At 72.9% G+C, this 21,332-nt stretch carries 19 protein-coding genes; 5 read left to right on the top strand and 14 right to left on the bottom strand.

Annotated elements, in window-relative coordinates:
* Positions 1 to 30: 30 nt before the first annotated feature.
* Positions 31 to 705, bottom strand: a complete 675-nt coding sequence (locus tag ACFO3J_RS05725; protein ID WP_386426720.1) for an ArsR/SmtB family transcription factor — start codon at positions 703 to 705, stop codon at positions 31 to 33.
* Positions 706 to 911: 206 nt separating this feature from the next.
* Between ACFO3J_RS05725 and ACFO3J_RS05730 the strand changes: the two genes are divergently transcribed.
* Positions 912 to 1,649: a class I SAM-dependent methyltransferase gene (locus ACFO3J_RS05730; RefSeq protein WP_386426722.1), complete on the top strand. Its 738-nt coding sequence runs from the start codon at positions 912 to 914 to the stop codon at positions 1,647 to 1,649.
* Here the strand turns inward: ACFO3J_RS05730 and ACFO3J_RS05735 are convergent.
* The 5 genes from ACFO3J_RS05735 to ACFO3J_RS05755 form a co-directional block, all read right to left on the bottom strand.
* Positions 1,612 to 1,878 (bottom strand): hypothetical protein, encoded by a 267-nt coding sequence (locus ACFO3J_RS05735; RefSeq protein ID WP_386426724.1) that lies wholly within the window; start codon positions 1,876 to 1,878, stop codon positions 1,612 to 1,614. The genes ACFO3J_RS05730 and ACFO3J_RS05735 overlap by 38 nt on opposite strands.
* 32 nt (positions 1,879 to 1,910) lie before the next feature.
* The gene (locus ACFO3J_RS05740) at positions 1,911 to 3,395 is read right to left on the bottom strand and encodes an MFS transporter (RefSeq protein ID WP_386426726.1); all 1,485 of its coding nucleotides are present in this window, start codon (positions 3,393 to 3,395) and stop codon (positions 1,911 to 1,913) included.
* A complete protein-coding gene (locus tag ACFO3J_RS05745; protein ID WP_386426728.1) occupies positions 3,388 to 3,834 on the bottom strand; it encodes a MarR family winged helix-turn-helix transcriptional regulator in 447 nt (148 codons plus the stop codon). Before ACFO3J_RS05745 ends, ACFO3J_RS05740 begins: the two co-directional genes overlap by 8 nt.
* Before the next feature lie 140 nt (positions 3,835 to 3,974).
* Entirely contained in the window at positions 3,975 to 4,721 is a 747-nt protein-coding gene (locus ACFO3J_RS05750) for a Mut7-C RNAse domain-containing protein (RefSeq protein WP_386426730.1), read from the bottom strand.
* A gap of 78 nt (positions 4,722 to 4,799) precedes the next feature.
* Complete coding sequence (locus ACFO3J_RS05755; protein WP_386426732.1) at positions 4,800 to 5,606, bottom strand: exodeoxyribonuclease III; 807 nt, start codon at positions 5,604 to 5,606, stop codon at positions 4,800 to 4,802.
* A gap of 76 nt (positions 5,607 to 5,682) precedes the next feature.
* On the opposite strand from ACFO3J_RS05755, the gene ACFO3J_RS05760 reads away from it, so the two are divergent.
* The gene (locus tag ACFO3J_RS05760; protein ID WP_386426734.1) at positions 5,683 to 6,174 is read left to right on the top strand and encodes a GNAT family N-acetyltransferase; all 492 of its coding nucleotides are present in this window, start codon (positions 5,683 to 5,685) and stop codon (positions 6,172 to 6,174) included.
* A 47-nt stretch (positions 6,175 to 6,221) separates the two neighbouring features.
* Here the strand turns inward: ACFO3J_RS05760 and ACFO3J_RS05765 are convergent, their stop codons facing one another.
* Both ACFO3J_RS05765 and ACFO3J_RS05770 read right to left on the bottom strand, forming a co-directional pair.
* On the bottom strand, positions 6,222 to 6,467 hold the full coding sequence (locus ACFO3J_RS05765; protein ID WP_386426736.1) for a LapA family protein: 246 nt from the start codon (positions 6,465 to 6,467) through the stop codon (positions 6,222 to 6,224).
* 197 nt (positions 6,468 to 6,664) lie between these two features.
* On the bottom strand, positions 6,665 to 7,903 hold the full coding sequence (locus ACFO3J_RS05770) for a M14 family zinc carboxypeptidase (RefSeq protein WP_386426738.1): 1,239 nt from the start codon (positions 7,901 to 7,903) through the stop codon (positions 6,665 to 6,667).
* A gap of 477 nt (positions 7,904 to 8,380) precedes the next feature.
* Between ACFO3J_RS05770 and ACFO3J_RS05775 the strand changes: the two genes are divergently transcribed.
* Both ACFO3J_RS05775 and ACFO3J_RS05780 read left to right on the top strand, forming a co-directional pair.
* Entirely contained in the window at positions 8,381 to 9,247 is an 867-nt protein-coding gene (locus ACFO3J_RS05775; protein WP_386426740.1) for a response regulator transcription factor, read from the top strand.
* Positions 9,237 to 10,358, top strand: a complete 1,122-nt coding sequence (locus ACFO3J_RS05780) for a sensor histidine kinase (RefSeq protein WP_386426928.1) — start codon at positions 9,237 to 9,239, stop codon at positions 10,356 to 10,358. Before ACFO3J_RS05775 ends, ACFO3J_RS05780 begins: the two co-directional genes overlap by 11 nt.
* 102 nt (positions 10,359 to 10,460) lie before the next feature.
* Here ACFO3J_RS05780 and ACFO3J_RS05785 read toward each other — a convergent pair whose 3' ends face one another.
* The 4 genes from ACFO3J_RS05785 to ACFO3J_RS05800 form a co-directional block, all read right to left on the bottom strand.
* Positions 10,461 to 11,384 carry a S66 peptidase family protein gene (locus ACFO3J_RS05785; protein ID WP_386426742.1) on the bottom strand — a complete coding sequence of 308 codons (924 nt, stop codon included), beginning with the start codon at positions 11,382 to 11,384 and terminating at the stop codon, positions 10,461 to 10,463.
* Positions 11,385 to 11,470: 86 nt separating this feature from the next.
* Complete coding sequence (locus tag ACFO3J_RS05790; RefSeq protein WP_386426744.1) at positions 11,471 to 13,468, bottom strand: prolyl oligopeptidase family serine peptidase; 1,998 nt, start codon at positions 13,466 to 13,468, stop codon at positions 11,471 to 11,473.
* The gene (locus tag ACFO3J_RS05795) at positions 13,465 to 14,916 is read right to left on the bottom strand and encodes a M20/M25/M40 family metallo-hydrolase (RefSeq protein WP_386426746.1); all 1,452 of its coding nucleotides are present in this window, start codon (positions 14,914 to 14,916) and stop codon (positions 13,465 to 13,467) included. Before ACFO3J_RS05795 ends, ACFO3J_RS05790 begins: the two co-directional genes overlap by 4 nt.
* On the bottom strand, positions 14,909 to 15,742 hold the full coding sequence (locus ACFO3J_RS05800) for a M55 family metallopeptidase (RefSeq protein ID WP_386426748.1): 834 nt from the start codon (positions 15,740 to 15,742) through the stop codon (positions 14,909 to 14,911). Before ACFO3J_RS05800 ends, ACFO3J_RS05795 begins: the two co-directional genes overlap by 8 nt.
* 458 nt (positions 15,743 to 16,200) lie before the next feature.
* Between ACFO3J_RS05800 and ACFO3J_RS05805 the strand changes: the two genes are divergently transcribed.
* Entirely contained in the window at positions 16,201 to 17,904 is a 1,704-nt protein-coding gene (locus ACFO3J_RS05805) for an MFS transporter (protein ID WP_386426750.1), read from the top strand.
* 18 nt (positions 17,905 to 17,922) lie between these two features.
* On the opposite strand, the gene ACFO3J_RS05810 is transcribed toward ACFO3J_RS05805, so the two are convergent.
* Positions 17,923 to 20,550, bottom strand: a complete 2,628-nt coding sequence (locus ACFO3J_RS05810) for an MFS transporter (protein ID WP_449343638.1) — start codon at positions 20,548 to 20,550, stop codon at positions 17,923 to 17,925.
* A gap of 207 nt (positions 20,551 to 20,757) precedes the next feature.
* The gene (locus ACFO3J_RS05815) at positions 20,758 to 21,210 is read right to left on the bottom strand and encodes an SRPBCC family protein (protein WP_386426754.1); all 453 of its coding nucleotides are present in this window, start codon (positions 21,208 to 21,210) and stop codon (positions 20,758 to 20,760) included.
* Positions 21,211 to 21,332 lie beyond the last annotated feature (122 nt).

The raw sequence follows: 21,332 nt of genomic DNA on the forward strand, positions 1-21,332 counted from the left end.
TTCAGTGACTCCTCACGGGGATGACGCGGGTTACGGGAGTGGCGTGGGGCGGGACGGAACGGAGTCCGGCTCCTCGGCGTGCCGGTGGTCGGGCGCGCCCGCCTCGACCGCCGCGCTCGTCTCGGGTCTCACGGTGGGATGCAGGGCCACGACGATGCGGTGCGGCCGGCCGCCGGTGGCCTCCGGCTGGTGGTACTTGGCCACCAGTGCGGCGACCCCTCGGGTCAACTCCTCGACGAACGCGGCCCGTTCGCCCGCATTGGCGAAGCGCACCTCGCCGTCCAGCGCATAGGTGGCCACCCGCTGCCGGGCGCGGTCCGCGCCGGTGATCAGCATGCCGACGTCCCGGACCAGCCGGGCCGAGACCGCCAGCAGCCAGCGCGCCGAGAGCTGGTCCCGGAAGCGGGCCGGGTCGGGCTGCACCGCGGCCAGCGCGATCGGCGAGATCACATAGGAGGCCGCCGTCGCCCGCATCAGCCGCTCGGTGACATTGCCCTTCCGCCGCTCCCCGGACAGCTCGACCAGGCCGTGCTTCTCCAGCGCCCGCAGGTGGTAGTTCACCTTCTGCCGGGGCAGTCCGACCCGCGCGGCCAGCATCGTCGCCGAGGCCGGCCCGGCGGCCAGTTCGGCCAGCAGCCGGGCCCGTATCGGATCCAGGGAGACCGCGGCGGCCTCCGCGTCCTCGATCACGCTCACGTCCAACATGGCTCCAGCCTTCCACCGAACACTTTTCTTGTCCAGAGCGAATCTCTTGTCGGTCCGCTGTCGGTTCGTGTCGGTTCGCGAGCCGCGCGGCAGCGGTGCCACAGGGGCCGGGGGGAAACAGCGGTAGTGCGAAAAGCCCGGGCGCCGGGGGCGCGGCGCGTGCCAGGATGCTCGGCATGCCCGGTCGCGCGTTGAGCTTCGGAATGATGGCGGAAGCGTACGAAAGGTTCCGGCCGGGGTATCCCGCGGAGCTGTACGACAAGGTGACGGAGTACGCGGGCCGTCCGGTGCGGACCGCGCTGGAGATCGGCGCCGGGACAGGCAAGGCGACCCGCCTGTTCGCCCGGCCGGGGATCACGGTCACGGCGACCGAGCCCGACGTCGCCATGCTCGCCGAGCTGCGCAAGCATGTGCCGGCGGGCGTCAGGACGGTGCGGGCCGCGTTCGAGGAGATACGACCGGGCCGGACATACGGGCTGGTCTACGCGGCGGCGGCGCTGCACTGGACGGAGCCGGAGGGTCGGTGGTCACGTATGGCCGCGCTGCTGGAGCCGGACGGCGTGTTCGCCTCGTGCGGCGGGCCGGTCCGGCTGGCCGACCCGGCCGTGGCGGAAGCCGTACGCGCGGCGCGGGCACCGTTCCTGGACAGCGACGAGATACCGTCCCCGGACGGAACGCCTCCGGGGTACGCCATGCAGTGGCCGGGTACGGAGCTCCAGCGATCCGAGTGGTTCACCGACGTGCAGCAGTCCGTGATCGAGCGGCGCTTGACGATGAGCGCCGGCGACTACATCGGCCATCTCTCCACGATCTCGGCCTATCTCGTACTGCCCGCCGCGCGGCGGGAGCAGATCCTCGACCGGATCGCGCGGATTCTGCCCGGGACGGTCGGGATCGCCGCCGACATCATCGTCCATCTCGCGCGTCGGCGCGGCGGGTCCTGAGGGTGTGCGCCGACTCCACAGCCGTGGTGACCTCGCCGCGCCGGGCGAGGAGGTCGTTCAGCAGCGTGTGGTGCGGCGCCGCGTCGGTGTCGCCGGGCCGCAGCCGCAGTGCCACGTGGCTGACGGGGACGCCCGCGCCGCGAGCCGCGCCGATCGCGCGGACGGCGTGTGCATCCTGCCCCGCACCGCCCTCCTGGCGATGGACCTCCGGCCCAGCCGCCTCGCCCATATGCCCGCCGGCTACCTGCCGCAGCCTTTCGTTCAGCTGCGGTGGTCCGGGGATGCCGAGGTGCTCGCGCCGCTCCCGCCGCTCCCCCGGCCGAGCGTGCGGTCGAAGACGGTCAGGAGGAGGTAGAGCGCGCCGGCGCCGAGCATGATCCAGGCGAGCTGGTGCATGCCGCCGGTGTCCGCGCGCTGCCCGAAGGAGGCGGCCGCCGTGGAGGAGGCGACCATCGAGCCGAGGTAGGCGAAGGTGCGCAGCAGGCCGGCCGAGGAGGCGGTGCGCTCGGGATCGGCCTGGAAGTAGACGGAGTTCTGCAGGGCGAGGCTGTTCAGTCCCTGCGGGACGCCGAAGATGAGGGCGACGAGCATCAGCATCCACACCGGGCTGTCCCCGCTGAGCGTCAGCATCACCGCGCAGGCGGCGACCTGCCCCAGCCCGCCGACGATCAGCTTGCCGCGCACGCTCTTGCGCCGCCCGGAGAGGATCGAGACACCGATGGCCACCAGGAACATCGGGATCTGCACCAGCCCCGCGTGGAAGGGCGAGAGCCCGAAGCCCTCCTCCGTCCACTGGGTGAAGCCGTAGAGGAAGGCGTAGGAGACGACATAGGCGACCAGCGCGCGCCCGTAGGTGACCAGCAGTGGCGTGTTGCCGCCCAGCACCCGCAGGTCGATGAAGGGGATGGCGGCCCGCAGCTCCCGCGCGCCGAAGGCGGCGCCCATGGCGGCGGCGATCACCAGCAGATACCCGTCGCGCGGGCGCGGGTTCATCAAGAACAGCAGCAGCGAGACGAGCAGCACGGCGAACAGCGCCATGCCGGGCAGGTCGAGCCGGGCGGTGAGCCGCCCGCGCTGCCGGGACTCCCCCGTACCGGCCTCCTCGGGCAAGGACTCCTCGGGCCCAGCCTCCTTGGGCCCAGCCTCCTTGGGCAGCCGGAGCAGTCCCAGCAGCACGGCCGCGACGGCCAGCGGCACATTCAGCGCGAAGGTGGCGCGCCAGCCGCCCAGTCCGATCAGCAGACCGCCCAGCAGCGGGCCGATCACGGCGATGGTCTGGTTGGTGACCGCCAGCGCGGTCAGCACCCCGCCGGGACTGTCCCGCCCGGTGCGCCTGGCCTCGCTGCGCAGCAGCGCCATCGCCGCGGGATACCCGGCGCAGGTGCCGAACCCGAGCAGCACCCGCGAGGCGATCAGCACCCCCAGGTTCGGCGCCAGGGTGCCGACGACACCGGCGACCCCGACCAGGCTCGTACTGACGAGGAAGAGCCTGCGCGGCCCGAAGATGTCGATGAGCCGGCCCACGACGGGCTGCCCGAGAGCGGTGGCCAGATAGAGGGCCGAGACCAGCCAGGCGGTCTGGGAGGGCGGCGCGCCCAGCGCGTCGCCGATGGGGACGAGCGTGACGGCGATGATCGTCGAGTTGACCGGGTTCAGGATCGAGCCGAGCATCATCGGCGGCAGCAGCCGCCGGTCGAAGCCCGCCGCCGCCGTCCTGGGCGGCCCCTCGGTTATCTGATCAGTCATGCGTGAGGCGCTCCAGTACGGCCATGGCGGCGATCACGGCCCGCCGTTCCTCTTCCGTGCACTTCTCCTGCAACTCACCGGCGAGCCATTCCTGCCGCGCCTGCCGCCCCTCCTCCACCCGCCGGTGCCCCTCCGCGGTCAGCGCGATCAGCAGACGGCGCCCGTCATCGGGGTCGGGCCGGCGTTCCACCAGCCCCAGGGCGGTCAGCGACGCGACCGTCGAGGTCATCGACTGGTGGCGCACTCCCTCGGCCGAGGCCAGCTCGCTGGCGGTGACGCCCTGCCTGCCGGACAGCCGGGCCAGGACGGACGCCTGCCCCAGGGTGATGTCCTCGGCCTCGGCGGCGTTCAGGATGCGGCGCCGCAGGCGGCTGATCACGGCGCGGACCTCGCGCGAGGCCTGGACCGCCGATGGCGACAGACGCGGACTCTCGTTCATCCGGTCCACGGTAGAACCCGCAGCTCGGATTGTACAGTTTCACCTGCACAGTTTGTCTGTACAGTCTGTCCGCGCAGGCGACCTGTACAGTTTGTCCCGGTTGGGTTTTCTGTGCTTGTGGCACTTCCTGCCCGTACGGCTCAGGCCGGGCGGTGCCGGCCCAGCGGGCCGTATGCGCGCATCGCCTCGTCGACCACGGCCTCCAGACGGGCGTGGTGGGCGCCCCGCCAGTACGCGCGGCCACAGACGGTGCACTGGGCGAAGACGTCATAGGTCTTCCGGGTGCCGGCTTCGAGCCGATCGCGCAGGGAGTCCTTGTCGGCGGCCGTGAGCCGGCCGTTGCAGGCCACGCAGCGGGTCCAGGGGGCGAGTTCGGGGGTGAACCGCTCCAGGACGTCGGTGAGCTGGAGCGCCGGGCGGTCGCTGTAGACGTAGGCGCCCGCCCAGAGTTCGCGGCGCCGCAGGAGACCGCGGTCGCGGGAGAGCAGCACCCGGCGCTCGGCGGCGGAGAGCGCGGCCAGGGCGGGGTCGCCGATGTCCTCGTTCGCGTAGGCGGTGTCGACACCCAGCAGGCGCAACCTGCGGGCCAGCGTGCCCAGATGGACGTCGAGCAGGAAGCGCAGGGGGGCGCCCGGGACGTGTTGGGGACGGGCGACGGCATCGACCGTCACATCGTCGCCCTCGGCCGGGACGTACCCGCGCCCGACCTCCCGCCCGCCCACGGCGAGTCCGCCCACTTCGGTGAGCGGGATGCCCAGGGATTCCACCACGTGCCCGAGCGACGAGGAGCCGTCGGTGACCACCTCGGTCGACGCGCCCCGTCGCTCCGCCGCGACGAAGAGCCGGAGTCCGGCGGGCACACGTACGGTGATGCGCGGTCGGTTCACCGGCTCAGCATGCCATCGGGCCGGGCCCGCGACCAGGCGGTTTCAGCTGTCCTTGGGCGGTCGCGGTGCGACCCGCCGTCAGATGTCGTAGGTGACCGTCACCGGCGCGTGGTCGGACCAGCGCAGGTCGTAGGAGGCGGCGCGTTCGACCAAGGCGGCGGTGGCGGTACGGGCCAGGCCGGGCGTGGCCACGTGGTAGTCGATGCGCCAGCCGCTGTCGTTGTCGAAGGCCTTGCCGCGGTAGGACCACCAGGAGTACGGGCCCGGGACGTCGGGGTGGAGTTGGCGGACCACGTCCGTCCAGGGGGTGAGGACCCGGTCGAGCCAGGCGCGTTCCTCGGGCAGGAAGCCGGCCGACTTCTGGTTGGCCCGCCAGTTCTTCAGGTCGGCCTCCTGGTGGGCGATGTTCCAGTCGCCGCAGACCAGGGCGTGGGTGCCGCCCGCGGCGGCCTTCGCGTGCAGGTCGGTGAGGTGGTCGTGGAACGCGTCCATGAAGCGGATCTTCTCGTCCTGCCGCGCCGTGCCGACGTCGCCCGAGGGCAGATAGAGGCTGCCGACGATGAGGCCGGGGCCCGCCTCCGGCAGGTCGATCTCCAGATAGCGGCCGGACGCGTCGAACTCCGCCGACCCGAAGCCGACCCGGACCCCGGCGGGCGCCTGACGGCTGAAGACGGAGACACCGGCCCGGCCCTTGGCGGTCGCCGGGGCGTGGTAGGCGTGCCAGCCCCGGGGATCACGCAGCTCCACCGGGAGCTGGTCGGGCTCGGCGCGTACTTCCTGCAGGCAGATGACGTCGGAGGCGGTGGACTCCAGCCAGGCCAGGAAGCCCTTCTTGGCGGCGGCCCGCACTCCGTTGACGTTCACAGTGGTGATGGTGATGGACACGCCCTGGACCCTACCTGGGCGGTGCGGCGCCCTACCCGATCACCGTACACACGTACGAATATCGTACGATGTCGGCGTGGAGATCAGAAGGACGCGCTACGACGCCCCCGACGCGGTGAAGCTCAACGACCTGGTGCAGCAGGAGTACGTCCGGCGCTACGGGGACGGCGATGTCTCCCCGATGGACGCGGCGCACTTCGAGCCGCCGCGGGGTCTGTATCTACTGGTCTACGACCCGGACGGCACCCCGGTGGCCAGCGGCGGCTGGCGGGCGCAGGACGCGTCACCGGAAGGCTTCGCGGACGGCGACGCCGAGATCAAGCGGATGTTCGTGGTGCCGCAGGCGCGGGGCCGCGGGCTGGCGCGGGCGCTGCTGGCCGAACTGGAGGCCACCGCTGCGGCGGCCGGACGGACCCGGATGGTGCTGGAGACCGGCCTGAGGCAGCCCGAGGCGATAGCGCTCTACGGGTCCTGCGGCTATCTGTCGGTACCGAAGTTCGGCTTCTACCGGCATGACGAGCTGAGCCTGTGCATGGGCAAGGGGCTCACGGCCGACCTCCGGATCTAGGGCCTGTCGTTCGGATCTCGCGGTGCCGGGACGGGCGGGGCCGGGTTTCAGCGCCGGCGGCGCCGGGCGCTGAACCGCAGGCACAGACCGGTCAGCAGACCGATGCCGAAGGCGATGAGCAGGGCCGCCCACAGGCGCATGGTCACTTCGGGGATGATCAGGCGGATCCTGACCATCCGGGTGTTCTCGAAGATGAAGATGGCGGCGAGCGCGATGAGCACCAGAGCGGCGATCCTGGTCGGCGTCATCAGCTCGCGGAAGGATCGGCCGCCGACCGACTTGTCGGAACTCATCGCGTTCACCTGCTCCCGGCTGAGCGGTAACCCCTTGCGATCATCATCGGCGCACAAGCGGCGCGGTGGGCCGCCGACTGCTCCGAACGGGTGAGACGCGGCCGGGCGCGGCAGGCCCCGGGACCGCCGCCGGGCGCCCTCGCCCAGGGGCGGCGCGGCCGTCGCGGCCGGGGCGCGGTCCGGTCCCGCGGCGGCGCTTACGCGCGCAGTTCCTCGTAGACCGCGATCACGCTGCGTGCCTGCTGCTCGACCTGATCGGCGACGGGCACCCAGCGGGGGCGGTAGGCCCGTTCGTACGCCTCGCACCAGTCGTCCACCAGCCGGGCGACGGACGGCTGGTCGGTGATCCGGCGCAGCATCGCGGCGGCGCGCAGCGGGATGCGCTGGGCGTAGACCTCGATACTGGTGACGCGGGCGGTGGTCATCGGGGGGAGCGGGGCGGCGTCGGGCGGACGGACCGCCGGGTCCCACTCGGCGGCCAACCGGGGCCCGATGGCGATCAGTTCACGGACGGTACGCAGCAGCGGGCCTTCGGAGCGCAGCAGTTGGGGGTCGATCCGTCGCAGCACCCGTGCCACCACCGGCAGATCGCGGCGCAGCGCAGCGCCGGCCCTGCGCAGAGCGCGGTCGGGAGCCGGATGCGGGGTGGTGTCGGCGCTGCGGTCGCAGGCCCACATGGGGACCTCCACGATCGCGGTCACTCCGTCGTAGCGCTGGGCGTGCGCCCAGGTGGAGTGCGCGCCGTCGCCGGCCGCCGGATCGGAGGTCGGCGGCATCACATAGACCCCGGGCCCCGGGCTCGGCCACTGGAAGGCGTCGGAGGAACCGCTCTCCAGCGGGATGTCCAGCTCCGCCGCCGACTTGCCGATCCGCTCCGGAACCCCCGGTACGTCACTGGTGAGCTGGACGAAGCTGCCGCCGACATCGATGCTGTGCAGCGAGCACTGGAGCACCGGGCGCAGCCCGTCCAGCACGCCGACCAGCGCCCGTGTCTCGGGAAGCGCCGCCTCGGCCACCGCGCCGTCGGCGGGCAGCCATTCCGGCTGTTCGGCCGCGCACGGCCGGAAGAAGTACTCGTAGTGACCGCGGAGTGTGTAAGGCCCGGGCAGCCAGGGCTCGTTGAGCGCCGCGCCGTCCGGGTCGATGCAGAGCAGGAAGTGCCAGGCGCTGCCGTCGTCCTCGCCGCGTTCGCACTTGACGGCGATCTGCTCGGCCAGCCTCAGCACGGTGGCGCCCCCGACCGCCGCCTCATTGGCGTGCGGACCGGCCACCACCAGAACGTTGCGTGGTCCCCGGCCGACCGTCAGCATCAGCAGCGGCCGGCCCGCCCGGGATCTGCCGACCGCGCCCAAGCGGCAGATCCGCGGGAATCTCAGCGTCAGCGCGCTGGCACCCTCGGTTACTTCAGCCGTCGTCGGATATCGCTCTCTCGTCACCGCAAATCCCCCCGGGCGCCGGAGCACGTCATGGCTGCGGCCGCCTTACGACCTCGAGTCGATCCCGTCAGTAGGTCACGGGCCCGCGAGGGTGTCAACGGTGCTACGTCCCCCTTTCGCCCCTGGTGTCCCCGCCGCCCCCGGGGTCCTCCGGCGGACCGGGCGGTGTACGGCGATTGGGCGAGGCCCGCCGACGGCGGGCGCCGCAGTCCCGCTACGCAACCGGGCGCCGCGCGGACACCGGGGCCCGGTGCCGCGATGCGGCGGTCGCACGCCGCCCGATGGTGTTCTTGGCCACTGCGGCGGACCGGTCCGGCCCGGCGGCGGGGAGGCGGCCGGGAGCGGCGCCGGCCCGGTGCCGGCGGGCATCCGGGCGGAGTGCGGGCGGGCCGCCGATCCTTACGGAATGCGGACGGCGGACGGCCGGCGAGCCGCGGGCCATGGTGACTGTCAGTGGCGGGTGACAGACTCGACCGCATGAGCAGCGCACCCGTTTCCGTGCCGACCGGGGATCTTCCGCCCGCGCGGCGACGCATCCTCGTGGTCGACGACGATCCGACCGTCGCCGAGGTCGTCGCCGGCTATCTCGACCGGGCGGGCTTCGACGTGGAGCGGGTCGCGGACGGACCGACCGCGGTGCGGCGCGCGGCGCTGCTGCGGCCGGACCTGGTGGTGCTGGATCTGATGCTGCCGGGCATGGACGGCCTGGAGGTCTGCCGACGGATCAGGGAGGACGGCCCGCTTCCGGTGGTGATGCTCACCGCCCGCGGTGACGAGGACGACCGCATCCTCGGTCTCGAGGTGGGCGCGGACGACTACGTCACCAAGCCGTTCAGCCCGCGCGAGCTGGTGCTGCGGGTGGAGTCGGTGCTGCGCCGGGCGGGCAGCACCCCGGCGGCCGGGCCCTGGCTGCGGTCCGGCTCGCTGGCCCTCGACCCGGCGGCGCGCCGCGCGCTGCACGGCGGGGAGGAGCTGCCGCTGACGATCAGGGAGTTCGACCTGCTGGCGTTCTTCCTGCGGCACCCGGGGCGGGTGCTCGGCAGGGAGGAGCTGATGCGGCGGGTGTGGGGCTGGGAGTTCGGCGATCTGTCGACGGTGACCGTGCATGTGCGGCGGCTGCGGGAGAAGGTCGAGGACGATCCGGCCAGACCCCGGCTGATCAGCACGGTGTGGGGTGTGGGCTACCGCTTCGACCCGGAGGAGGGCGCGGGAGAGAGCTCCGGGGACGGCGTGGGGGACGGCGCCGCGCAGGGGGAGGCGGCGCCCGCCGCCGGTGTCTCCGCGGACGGGGGTGGACGCGGTGGACACAGCGAGCACGGTGAGCACGGTGATGATGGTGCGTGATCTGCTCGTCATCGCGGCCTACGCCGCTGTCGGCGCCGCGGCGGCCGGGCTGCTGGGCGCCGTCGTGCTGCGGCTGCTGCGGCACCGCTCGGTCACCTTGTCCCTGGCGGTGGTGGCCGGGGTCACGGTCGCGGCGATGCTGGCCGGCACCTTGTCGGTGGCGTGGGCGATGTTCCTGTCCGAGCACGATCTGGGGGTGGTGACGACGGTCTGCGCCATAGCCGGGGTGGTCTCGCTGGGCGTCACCCTGCTGCTGGGGCGGCAGGTGGTGGCGGGCAGCCGGGCGCTGGCCGAGGCGGCCCGGGCGTTCGGGGACGGCGACGCCTTCGCCGCGCCCGCGGGCGCCCCGACGGCCGAACTGGCCGACCTGGGCCGCCAGTTGGCGGCCACCAGTGCCAAGCTGGCCACCTCGCGGGAGCGCGAGCGCGCGCTGGAGGCCTCCCGCCGTGAACTCGTGGCGTGGATATCGCACGACCTGCGCACCCCGCTGGCCGGGCTGCGGGCGATGACGGAGGCGCTGGAGGACGGCATCGCGCCCGATCCGGCCCGCTACCACCAGCAGATCCGGGTCGAGGTGGACCGGCTCAGCGACATGGTCGGCGACCTCTTCGAGCTCTCCCGCATCCAGGCCGGAGTGCTCGCCCTGTCCCCCATGCGGATGTCCGTCTACGACCTGGTGGGCGACGCGATCGCCGGCGCCGGTCTGCTGGCCGCCGAGCACGGGGTGCGGCTGGTCGGCGACGGTGTGGAGCCGATACCGGTGGAGGTCGACGGGCGGGAGATGACCCGGGTGCTGGCCAATCTGCTCACCAACGCGATCCACCGCACCCCCGCCGACGGCACGGTCGCGGTCTCGGCGCGCCGGGACACCGAGTCCGACTCGGTGGTGCTCTCGGTCACCGACGGCTGCGGGGGCATCCCGCCCGACGACCTGCCCCGGGTCTTCGACACCGGCTGGCGTGGCACGGGCGCCCGGACCCCGCCGGCCGGCGCGGGTCTCGGGCTGGCCATCGTGCGCGGCATCGTCGAGGCCCATCACGGCCGCGCCGCCGTCCGCAACGTCCCCGGCGGCTGCCGCTTCGAGGTGGTGCTCCCGGCCGCCCCGAGCTGACGGCCGCCCGGGCCGGGGCCGGTGGCCGCTTCGGACGCCACGATCGGTGACCCGAGCCCGGCCACCAGGGCGTGGCCCCCGCCCCTGCGCCCCGTTCGGCGGTCAGACCAGCGCCGGCAGCTCCAGGGTGAGGGTGGCGGCGTCCGCGTCCAGGACGGCGGACAGGCCCAGCGGCAGCGTCAGCGTGGAGGCGCAGTGGCCGAAGCCGAACTCCTCCACGACGGGCACGCCGAGGCCGCCGAGCCGGTCCAGCATCAGGGCCCGCACTTCGTCATAAGGGCCGCAGTCCTGCCAGGAGCCCAGCACGATGCCGGCCACGCCGTCCAGCCAGCCGGAGCGCAGCAGCTGGGTCAGGATGCGGTCCAGCCGGTATGCCTCCTCGCCGATGTCCTCCAGCAGCAGGATGCCGCCGGCCGCGGACGGCCGGGCCCCGGGTGTGCCCAGGCCGGCGGCCAGCAGGCTCACGCAGCCGCCGAGGGTCACGCCTTCCGCCCTGCCGGGCACCAGGGTGCGGGCGGTCGGCGAGCCCAGCGCCTGTTCCTGCTCCGGGGCGAAGAGGGTGCGCCGCAAGCGGTCCCGGCTGGGCTCGTCCTTGAGGAACACCTCGGTGGCGGCCATCGGCCCGTGCAGCGTGGCCAGGCCCAGCCGGGTGGCGAACGCCTCGTGCAGCGCGGTGATGTCGCTGTAGCCGATGAAGGCCTTCGGTGCCGCGTCCCGCATCGCCGACCAGTCCAGCAGGTCCACCATCCGCTGCACGCCGTAGCCGCCCCGGGCGCACAGGACGGCCGCGAGCGTCGGGTCGCACCAGGCCCGGGTGAGATCGGCGGCCCGGTCCTGGTCGGTGCCCGCGAGATAGCCCGAGGAGTGCTCGTCCAGGACGTGCGGCGCCACCACGGGTTCGAGTTCCCAGCCCCGGAGGATCTCCAGGCCGGCGTCGAGCCGTTCGCGCGGGACGGGGCCGCTGGGCGCGACGATCCCGATCCGGTCACCGGGCACCAGCCGCCGGGGGCGGACCAGCCCCGGCACGGGCGCCGGCCCGGACCGACGCGCGCCGCCAGTTCCGCCACTGCCCCCGCTCGTGTCAGCCCGCGTATCGGGGCTCGTATCGGGGCTCATGTGGACAGCTCCAGCGGTGGGACGCCTGCCGGGGTGAAGCCGAACACCTGGCCGTAGAGGGAGAGTTCGGCCTCCAGGGCGGTCACCAGGGTCTCCAGCCGGCGGAAGCCGTGACCTTCGCCCGCGAAGGAGAGATAGGCGTGCGGGATGCCGCGCCCGGCCACCTCGGCCAGGAACCTTTCGCACTGCGCCGGCGGGCAGATGACGTCGTCCAGGCCCTGGAGCAGCAGGAAGGGCGCCGTGACCCGGTCCGCGTGGCTGACCGGTGAGCGGTCCCGGTAGCGGTCGGGCACCTCGTCCACCGGCCCGACCAGGGACTCCAGGTACTGGGACTCGAAGTCGTGGGTCTCGCCGCCGTTCTTCGACCAGCCGGTGAGGTCGAGGATCGGATAGCTCACCGCGCCGCAGGCGTAGGTGCTCGTGGTGGTGAGAGCGGCCGCACTGGTCCAGCCGCCGGCGCTGCCGCCGCGGACGGCCAGCCGGGCCGGGTCGGCCGCGCCCTCGGCGACGAGTCCTTCGGCGACCGCCGCGCAGTCCTCGACGTCCACCACGCCCCACTGCTCGCGAAGCCGCTCGCGGTAGGCGCGTCCGTAGCCGGTGGAACCGCCGTAGTTGACCTCGGCGACGCCGATGCCACGCGAGGTGAAGTAGGCGATCTCCAGGTCGAGCACCATCGCGGCCCGGCTGGTGGGACCGCCGTGCGCCCACACCACGTAGGGGACCGGGCCCTCGGCGGAGTGGTCCGGGTGCCGGGGCGGATAGATGTGGGCGTGCACCTCCCGGCCGCCGGGTCCGTCGAAGACGCGGTGGGCGGCCTCGGGGAGGTAGGCCGGGTCCACGGTGTCGTGGTGGGCGGCGCCGATCACCCGGGCGTGGCCGGTCGACATGTCCAGCTCCACGATCTCGTACGAGGTGCGGGCGCCGGCCGCGATGCCGATGACGCGGCTGCCGGTGGCGGCCAGGGCCGGGGCCCATTCGGTCCAGCGGCCGGGCGGGTCGGTGAGCCGGCCGGTGACCGGGTCGAGCAGCCCGAGCCGCTGGGCGCCGACTCCGTGCAGTACGGCGACCAGGCCGTGGTCGAGCGGCGTGAACCAGCGGTAGCCGAGTTTCCACAGCGGCCCGGCGAACTCCTCCTCGCGGCGCAGCAGGTTGACCGCCTCGCCGGTCGAGGTGTCCACCCGGTGCAGATTCCACCAGCCGGAACGGTCGGTGGCGGCCAGCAGGGTGCCGTCGGCGGCCCAGTCGGCCTGGGCGACCGACTCCTTGGGCCCGCCGATCAGGGTACGGGCGGCGCCGAACACCCCGGAGGCGTCGTCGAGGTCGGCGATCCGCAGCTCGGTGCCGTCCCATGGCATCCGCGGATGGTCCCAGGCCAGCCAGACCGCCTGCCGGCCGTCCGGGGAGAGCCGCGGCCCGGTGACGAAGCGATGGGTGGCGGCGACCAGTTCGCGTACCGCGCCGCGATCGTCGGCCGCGGCGCCGTCGAGCGGCACGGCGGCCGGCACCCGTCGGACGTCGGTGGGCAGTTCGCCGGTGAACTCCTCCAGCACACCCCAGACCTCGCCCCGTCCGGGATGCAGGGTGAGGTCCGCCCAGCGCAGCCCGTCACCGACCAGGGAGACGGGGGTCAGTGGCTCGGGCGGTTGCTCCGGCCGGTCGGGGCGGAAGGCGTAGAGTCGCTGGTCGCCGTGGTGGACGAAGACGATCAGCGGCGCGCCGTCGACGACCGCGCCGGCCCATGGGGTGCCGCCGTACTCGATGACGCGGCTTCGCACGTTCCAGGGGGCGGGCAGCGGGCACTCCTCGGTGCCGTCGGCCTTGCGGCGGATCAGCGCCCGGCGGCCGGCTTCGGCGGGCCGCGGCGCGGTCCACCACACCTCGTCACCGACCACACCGACGGACTCCGGCTGTCCGCCGTGCGCGGCGGCGGTCGCGGCGTCCACCGGCGAGGGCCAGGTGCCGTAGGCGGGACTCTGTGCGGTGGGGATGGTCATGCCCCGGCCTCCTCGCCGCGCGCGCCCGATGTGACGGGGGAATCCGCCGTGCCCGGCGAGCCGGGCGTGCCCGGGGCAGCCGCGGTGCCCGCGCCCCGCATGAAGCGGTCCAGCACCCGCACCCCGAAGTGCAGTGCGTCCACCGGCACCCTTTCGTCCACGCCGTGGAACAGCGCCTGGTAGTCGAAGCCGGGCGGCAGCTTCAGCGGTGAGAATCCGTAGCCGGTGATGCCCAGCCGGGAGAACTGCTTGGCGTCGGTGCCGCCGGACATGCAGAACGGCACCACGTGCCCCTGCGGGTCGAAGTGCTCCAGCGCCTCCCGCATGGCCGCGTAGACGGGCGCGTCCACCGGCGCGGTGAGGGGCACCTCGTGGTGGTAGTACTCCCAGGAGACGTCCGGGCCGGTGAGCCGGTCGATGGTGCTGGTGAACTCCTCCTGGCCGCCGGGCACGATCCGCCCGTCGACGAAGGCGGTGGCGGCCCCGGGGATGACATTCACCTTGTAACCGGCCTGCAGCATCGTCGGATTGGCGCTGTTGCGGACCGTGGGCCGGACCAGTGCGGCGGCCGGGCCGAGCCGGTCGAGCAGCGTGTCCACGTCGTCCAGGTCGGCGGGCAGGCCGTGCAGGGCCGCGAGCTCGACGAGCGCGGCCCGTACGGTGTCGGTGATCCGGACCGGCCAGCGGTGCTCGCCGATCCGGGCGACGGCCGCGGCGAGACGACTGACCGCGTTCTCCTCGTTGACCTTGGAGCCGTGGCCGGCCCGGCCGTTCGCGGTGAGCTTCATCCAGGCGGTGCCGCGCTCACCGGCCGCCACCGGATAGATCCGCAGGCCGCCACCGGCGTGGAAGGTGTAGGCGCCGGACTCACTGATCGCCTCGGTGCAGCCCTCGAACAGGTCGGCGTGCTCCTTGACCAGATAACCGGCGCCGTAGGCGGCGCTGTCCTCCTCGTCGGCGGTGAAGGCGAGCACGATGTCGCGCGCGGGCCGCCGCCCGGTGCGGGCCCAGCCGCGGACGGTGGCGAGCACCATCGAGACGGTGTTCTTCATGTCGATGGCGCCGCGGCCCCAGATCACCCCGTCGATGATCTCGCCGGAGAAGGGCGGCACGCTCCAGTCGGCGGGTTCGGCGGGCACCACGTCGAGGTGGCCGTGGACCAGCAGGGCGTCGGCGGTCGGGTCGGTGCCGGCGATGCGCGCCACCGTGTTGGCCCGGCCCGGGGCGGACTCCAGCACCCGCGCCTCGATCCCGGCGCCGGCCAGCTGCTCGGCCATGTACTCCGCGGCCTGCCGCTCCCTGCCGTCGCCGCCGCCCCGGTTGGTGGTGTCGATCCGGATCAGGTCGGAGGTGAAGCACACGGCTTCGTCCAGCGCCTGGGCGTCGACTCCGGCCGATGGATCCACCGGCCGGCCGGCCCGCGTCCCGGACTGCTGCTGCTCACCCATACTGTTCCTCCACGGCCTGCGAGACGAGCGTGGTGACGGCCTTGAAGGCCCTGATGCCCTCGTACATGTTCGGCAGGGTGTAGGCGACCCGCCGCTGCCCGGAGTGCTCCACCCCGGGCACCACGGTCGCGGCGCCGGCCAGGTGCGCCGCGTCGAACTCCAACTCCACCGTGAAGGGCCCCGCCTGCACGGGTTCGTGCCGCACGGCGAGCGCGGTGGCCTCCTTCGCGGCGGTACGGATGTGGGCGGCGGTACGGGCCGGCGGGCGGCAGACCGCCGCGTACCGCGACACGTAGTCCTTGACCGCGACGGTGCGGGCCCTCGGCGCGTAGCCCGCGGCGTCGAGCCCGGTGCGGTCGTCGCCGGTGACGAGGACGACGGGGACGCCGTACTCGGCGACCACCAGCGCGTTGAGCCGGCCCTCGCTGGCGGGCTCGCCGTTGACCCACACGCCGGTGATGGAGTTGGCGAGGTAGGTGTGGGCGAGCACCCCTTCGGTGCCGGCGCCGGTGTGGTAGCCCACGAAGGCGATGCCGTCGACATCGCCGTGCTGCACGCCCTCGACCATGGACAGGTCCTTGTGCCGGCCGGTGAGCATCTCGGCGCGCTCGTCCAGCTTCTCCAGCAGCAGGTTGCGCATGGACCAGTGCGCCTCGTTGATCAGCACCTCGTCGGCGCCGCCGTCGAAGAAGCCCTGCACGGCGGCATTGACGTCCGAGGTGAACATATGGCGGCAGCGCTGCCACTGCTCGCTGCCGGGCAGCACGTCGGCCGGCCAGGTCACCCCGGTCGCGCCTTCCATGTCCGCGGAGATCAGGATCTTCATGCCCAGCACGTTACGCGGCGGCGGGACGCCGCTGCCAGGTTCGATCGCCGGCCTGTGGATAACTTCAGTGGTCCAGACCTTGGAAGATCGGCCCGTACCGCGCGCGGACCACCCTGCCACCGGCCCCTGATGCGTATGCTGTCCCCCGTGAACTCCCCTGCGGCCAGCGGCTGTTCACCCAGCGATCACCCCGGGGGACCGGCTCGGCGCCCCCGCCCCGGGCGCGCGGTCGCCCCTAGCCAGGGCCCGGCCTGGTGGCGGCGCCGCCACGCCGCGTACCGAAGGCGGCACGAGACCAGGCAAAGCAGAAAAGCACGCGCACGCCCGCGCATAAGCAACCGAACCGGCCGTGCTAGCGTCCAAACCCTCTGTTCGAACTCTGCCCCGGAGCAGTGGTTCGATCCCGCCGGACGGGACCCGGCCGGGAAGTTCCAGCCCCCGCTACCGGAAGAGGCCATGTGACCACCTGGCAGCCCGCGCGCTTCGCCGTCGTCCGTGGTCCGTGGGATGTGATCAAACGGGTGGACCCGCGCCACCCCGTTCTCCTCGCCACCGCCGCCGCCGGAGTGCTGCATCTGCTGTGGGCGCTCTATCTGGCCAAGGACTCCGGTGACATGGCCGCGCAATACGCCTGGACGAATTTCATACGGGCACATCCATCGGCCTCGTACAATCTGTCCTGGTACGGCGGAATGCACCCCGCGTCCTACAGCATTCTGTCGCCTTATGTCATGGCGGCGCTCGGCGTGCGGACCACCGCGGTGCTGGCCGGCACCCTGTCGACGACGCTGACCGCGGCGCTGCTGCTGCGCGCCGGGGTGAAGCGTCCGCTGCTGCCGGTGCTGTGGACCGTGTTCGCTCTTTGGTGTGATGTCGTGTCAGGGCGGGTGACCTTCGCGCTCGGCATGCTGTTCGCCTTGGTGGCGACCGTACTGCTGTTCCCGGCCGAAGGGGCCGTCCGCGCCCACTCCACCCGGCTGGCGCTGGCGACTGCACTGGCGGCGCTGGCCACCATGTGCAGTCCGGTGGCCGGGCTGTTCCTGCTGGTCGTCGCGGCGGCGCTGTTCCTCACCAAGCGCCGGAAGGACGCCTACATCCTGGGGGCCGCCCCGCCCTTGGTGGTGGGTGCGACCTCGCTGCTGTTCCCCTTCTACGGAGTGCAGCCCTTCAAGTGGTATCTCGCGATCATCCCGCTGGGCGTCTCGCTGGCGATCGTGAAGCTGGTGCCGAAGTCGTGGCGGTCCATCCACCTGGGCACGTCGGTGTACGCGGTGGGTGTGGTGCTGACCTGGCTCATCCCGTCACCGATCGGCAGCAATGTGGAGCGGCTGGCGCTGCTGTTCGGCGGCACCGTGCTGCTGATAGTGGCGATGGGCACCACCTGGGGCACCCGCCGGACCCTCGCGGTGTGGCTGGCGTTCGCCGGGGTGGCGACCTGGCAGATCGTCAAGCCGATCGTCGACGAGGTGACGACCACCGCGGTGGCCTCCACGGTCAAGCACGCCGCGCCGCTGATCTCCGAGCTGCGCGAGGTGCGGGCCGACCGCGGCCGGGTCGAGGTGGTGCCGCTGGCCTCGCACTGGGAGGCCTCGGGCCTCTCGCCGTACGTCAATCTGGCCCGCGGCTGGAACCGGCAGGCCGATGTGGAGCGCAATCCGCTGTTCTACGACGGCAAGCTCACCCCCGCGGAGTATCTGGCCTGGCTGCACCGCTGGAGCGTCAACTACGTCGTGCTGCCCTCCGACCAGCCGGACAGCGCCGCGGTCGCCGAGGCGAAGATAGTGGCGGCCGGGCAGAGTTGGCTGCACCCGATCTGGCACGACGCGAACTGGCGGGTGTTCGAGGTCACCGGCTCCGAGCCGCTGGCCGATCCGCCGGCGGTGGTGGACGAGGCCGGACCAGCCGAGCTGACCGTGTCGATGCCCGGACCCGGTTCGGTCCTGCTGCGCATCCCGTGGTCCCCGGTGCTGGGCATCGAGGGCGCCACCGACAACAAGCACGGCTGTCTGACCTCCGACGGCGACTGGACCCGGCTGTACGCGCCACGGGCCGGCAAGTACCGGATCGGCGGCAGCTACGCGCTGATCCGCGGTACGCAGTGCGACAAGGAAGAGGTCAAGGACGAGGACGGCGGCCAGCCGGTCGTCGCCGGGTCCGGCTGACCGCTGCGCGTCCCCCGCTCAGTCCTCGTGACCGAGCTGGATGTCCCGTTCGGTACGGCCCCCGCCGGCCACCTGGAGCACGGTGGCCACCGGCGGGTAGCCGGCCGCGATCACCGTGTACTCGCCCGCCGCCAGGTCCACGAAGCGGAAGTGCCCGTCCGAACCGGTGGTCACCGAGTCCACCACATTGCCCGCCGCGTCCAGCAGGGTGACCCGGGCGTCCTCCACCAGGCGGCCGCCGGGAGCCCGTACGACGCCGCGCAGCACCGCGCCGCCGGCCAGTTCCACATCCTGGCGGGTCTCGCGCGACGCCTGCACCGACACCGGGAGCGCCGCAGGCCGGAAGGCGGGCGCGCTGGCCGCCAGCGTGTACTCGCCCGCGACGAGTTCGGTCAGTGTGTACAGGCCCTCGCGCCCGCTGCGGGCACTGGCCACCACATCGCCGCGCACATCGGTGAGGGTCACCACCGCGTCCCGGACCGGGGTGCCGTCGGCGGTGCGGACCGCCCCCGCCAGCCGTCCGGCGCCGCCCAGCACCACATCGAGTTCCACCGGATGCTCGCCCACCGTGACGCTGACGGCTTGCGGCTGGTGGCCGCCGGCCGCCGCGATCAGCACATAGCTGCCGCCGCCGGGGGTGCTGAGCGCGTACCGCCCGTCCTCGCCGGTGGCGCCGCGGCCGACCTGCCGGCCGGAGACGTCGATCAGGGTGAGGGCGGCGCGGCCGACCGATGTGCCGTCGGAGTGCTGGACGGTGCCGCACACCGGGACCCCGCCGAAGTGCGGGCGGCGGGGGGCGGGCACCGCCTCGGGCCCGGCGAAGCCGCTGAGATCGTTCAGCACACCGCCCCCGCTGGTGCGCTCGGGTCCGTAGGAGGAGTCGAACGCGGGGTCGAACGCCGTCGGGGCGGCGGGGCCTTGCTGAGTCACCAGGGGTTTCTCCTTGAGCAGGAAAGCGAACAGGAAGCCGAGGACGAGCACCGGCACGAGATAGAGGAAGATCCGCGGCATGGCGTCGGCGTAGGCCTGGACATAGCCCGCGCGGACGGGTCCCGGCAGGGTGCGGACCAGTTGGGGGGTCACCGACTGCGGGTCGGGCAGCCGGATGCCGTGCGGCAGCTCGGTGGCCAGCCGCTTCGTCAGCCGATCGGCGAACAGGGTGCCGAAGACGGCCGCGCCCACCGAGCCGCCGATCTGCCGGAAGTAGTTGTTGGCGCTGGTGGCCGCGCCGATGTCGGAGGGCCGCACCGAGTTCTGCACCGCCAGCACCAGGACCGGCAGGACCATGCCGATGCCCAGGCCGAGCACCGCCATGTAGACGCTGTACTCGGGCCGTGAGGTGTTCGCGTCCAGCAGCGACAGCAGATACATGCCGACCGCCGACAGCGCTCCGCCGACGACGGGGAAGACCTTGTAGCGGCCGGTGCGGCTGATCAGGGAGCCGCCGACGATGGAGGCCAGTACGACGCCGAGCATCATCGGGAGCATCAGCAGCCCGGAGCCGGTGGCGCTGGCGCCCTCCACCATCTGCAGGAAGGTCGGCAGATAGCTGGCCGCGCCGAACAGCCCGACCCCGACGACGGCGCCGATCAGCCCCGAGGTGACGAAGACCCCGTCGCGGAACAGGCGGAGCGGGATGACCGGCTCGGCGGCGAAGCGCTCGACGACCACGAAGAGCAGCCCGCACACCAGCGTGCCCGCGCCCAGGGCGAGGATCTCCCGGGACCGCCAGCCGTAGGTGGAGCCGCCCCAGGTGGTGAGCAGCACCAGGCACGTCGATCCGGCGGCCAGCAGCAGGGCACCGAGCACATCGAGCCTGGGCCGGGTCCGCGGGGTGGGGAGTTTGAGGACCGCGGTGATGACGGCGAGGGTGACCAGGCCGAAGGGGATGTTGATGGAGAAGCACCAGCGCCAGGAGGCGTGGTCGGTGAAGAAGCCGCCGAGCAGCGGTCCCGCGACCGAGGCAACACCGAAAGCGGCACCGATCAGGCCCATGTACCGGCCGCGCTGCCGGGGCGGCACGATGTCGGCGATGATCGCCTGCACACCGATCATCAGCCCGCCGCCCCCGATGCCCTGGACGGCGCGGAAGGCGATCAGCTCGTCCATCGTGCGGGACCAGGCGGCCAGCGCGGAGCCGACCACGAAGGTCAGGATGGCGAACTGGAAGACGATCTTGCGGCCGAACAGGTCGCCGAGTTTGCCGTAGATCGGCAGGCCGATGGTGGAGGCCAGCAGATAGGCGGTGACCACCCAGGACATCTTGTCCAGGCCGTGCAGTTCGCCGACGATCTTCGGCAGCGCGGTGGCGACGATCATCTGGTCGAGTGCCGCCAGCAGCAGGGCGAGCATCAGGCCGAGGAAGACCAGTCGGAGGCGACGCGGGGTCAGCTCCCCCGCCGAGCCGCCCACCGCGTCACCCGCCGGGCCGCCCACCGCGTCACTCACGGCGTCATCCGCCGCGTCGCCCGCCGGGTCCGCCGCCGGCCGCCCCACCGCGTCCGGCGGCAGGACCCCGCCGCCCCCGGCGTCCTCGGGCCCGGGGCTCTCCGCGCGCCCCGGCTCCGCCGCGCCTTCCGGCCGCGGCGAAGCCTGCTCGGCCCGCGCCGCCACGCCCGCCGTCCGCTCGATCAGCGTGCCACTCACCGCTGCCCGCTCCCCTCGTCCCGCCGCTCTCGCCACCGTGTCCCGCATGAGGCGACAACGATGGATGAGGGCGGCGATTCTCAGGAAGTAGGCAAAACCACCCGTATCAGTGAACAAAGCCGAAGCCGAAGCCGGAGCCGGAACCGGAACCGAAGCCGGGCGGTCGGCCGCCGCGTCACGAAGCGGCGGCCGGCCGGCCAGCCGCCGTCACGCGGCCGGCTGCTCCACCTGCTGCGCGAGTGAGGCGAGCACCTCGTCGTAGATCCGGCCGAGCCCCTTGGGCGCGAAGGTGCGCTCGAAGAAGCCGCCGACGCCGCCCGCGCCCTGCCAGGTGGTGCCGACCACGACCTTGCTGCGGCCCTCGCCCGCCGGGGTGACGACCCAGGTGGTGACCAGCGTGGAGTTGCGGTCGGTCTCGACGAGCTGCCCGGGGGTGGGGGCGGTGACGTCGAACAGGCAGTCCCGGACCCGCTTGCTGGTGGCCTGGAGCTTCCAGTGCACGAGGGTGCCGGCGCCCTTGCCGCCCTCCCGGACCTCGTACTCGCTGAACTGCCCAGGGAGCACCCGGCCGCGGGTCCCGGCGTAGTCGGCCAGCGCGTCGTACACCCGCTCCGGCTCCGCTTCGACGATGCGCTCCGTGGTGGCCTCGACCAGCGCCATGACTTCTCCTCGGTTCGGTTCCTCGTACGCGCCGCGTGGTGCGTGTCGCGTGTCGCAAAGCCAACCACACTCGCTTTTCGAATTTATGTTCTATTGTGGACGAGGAGACGGGGCCGACGACC

Source organism: Streptomyces polygonati, assembly GCF_042650325.1.
GTDB lineage: Bacteria > Actinomycetota > Actinomycetes > Streptomycetales > Streptomycetaceae > Actinacidiphila > Actinacidiphila polygonati.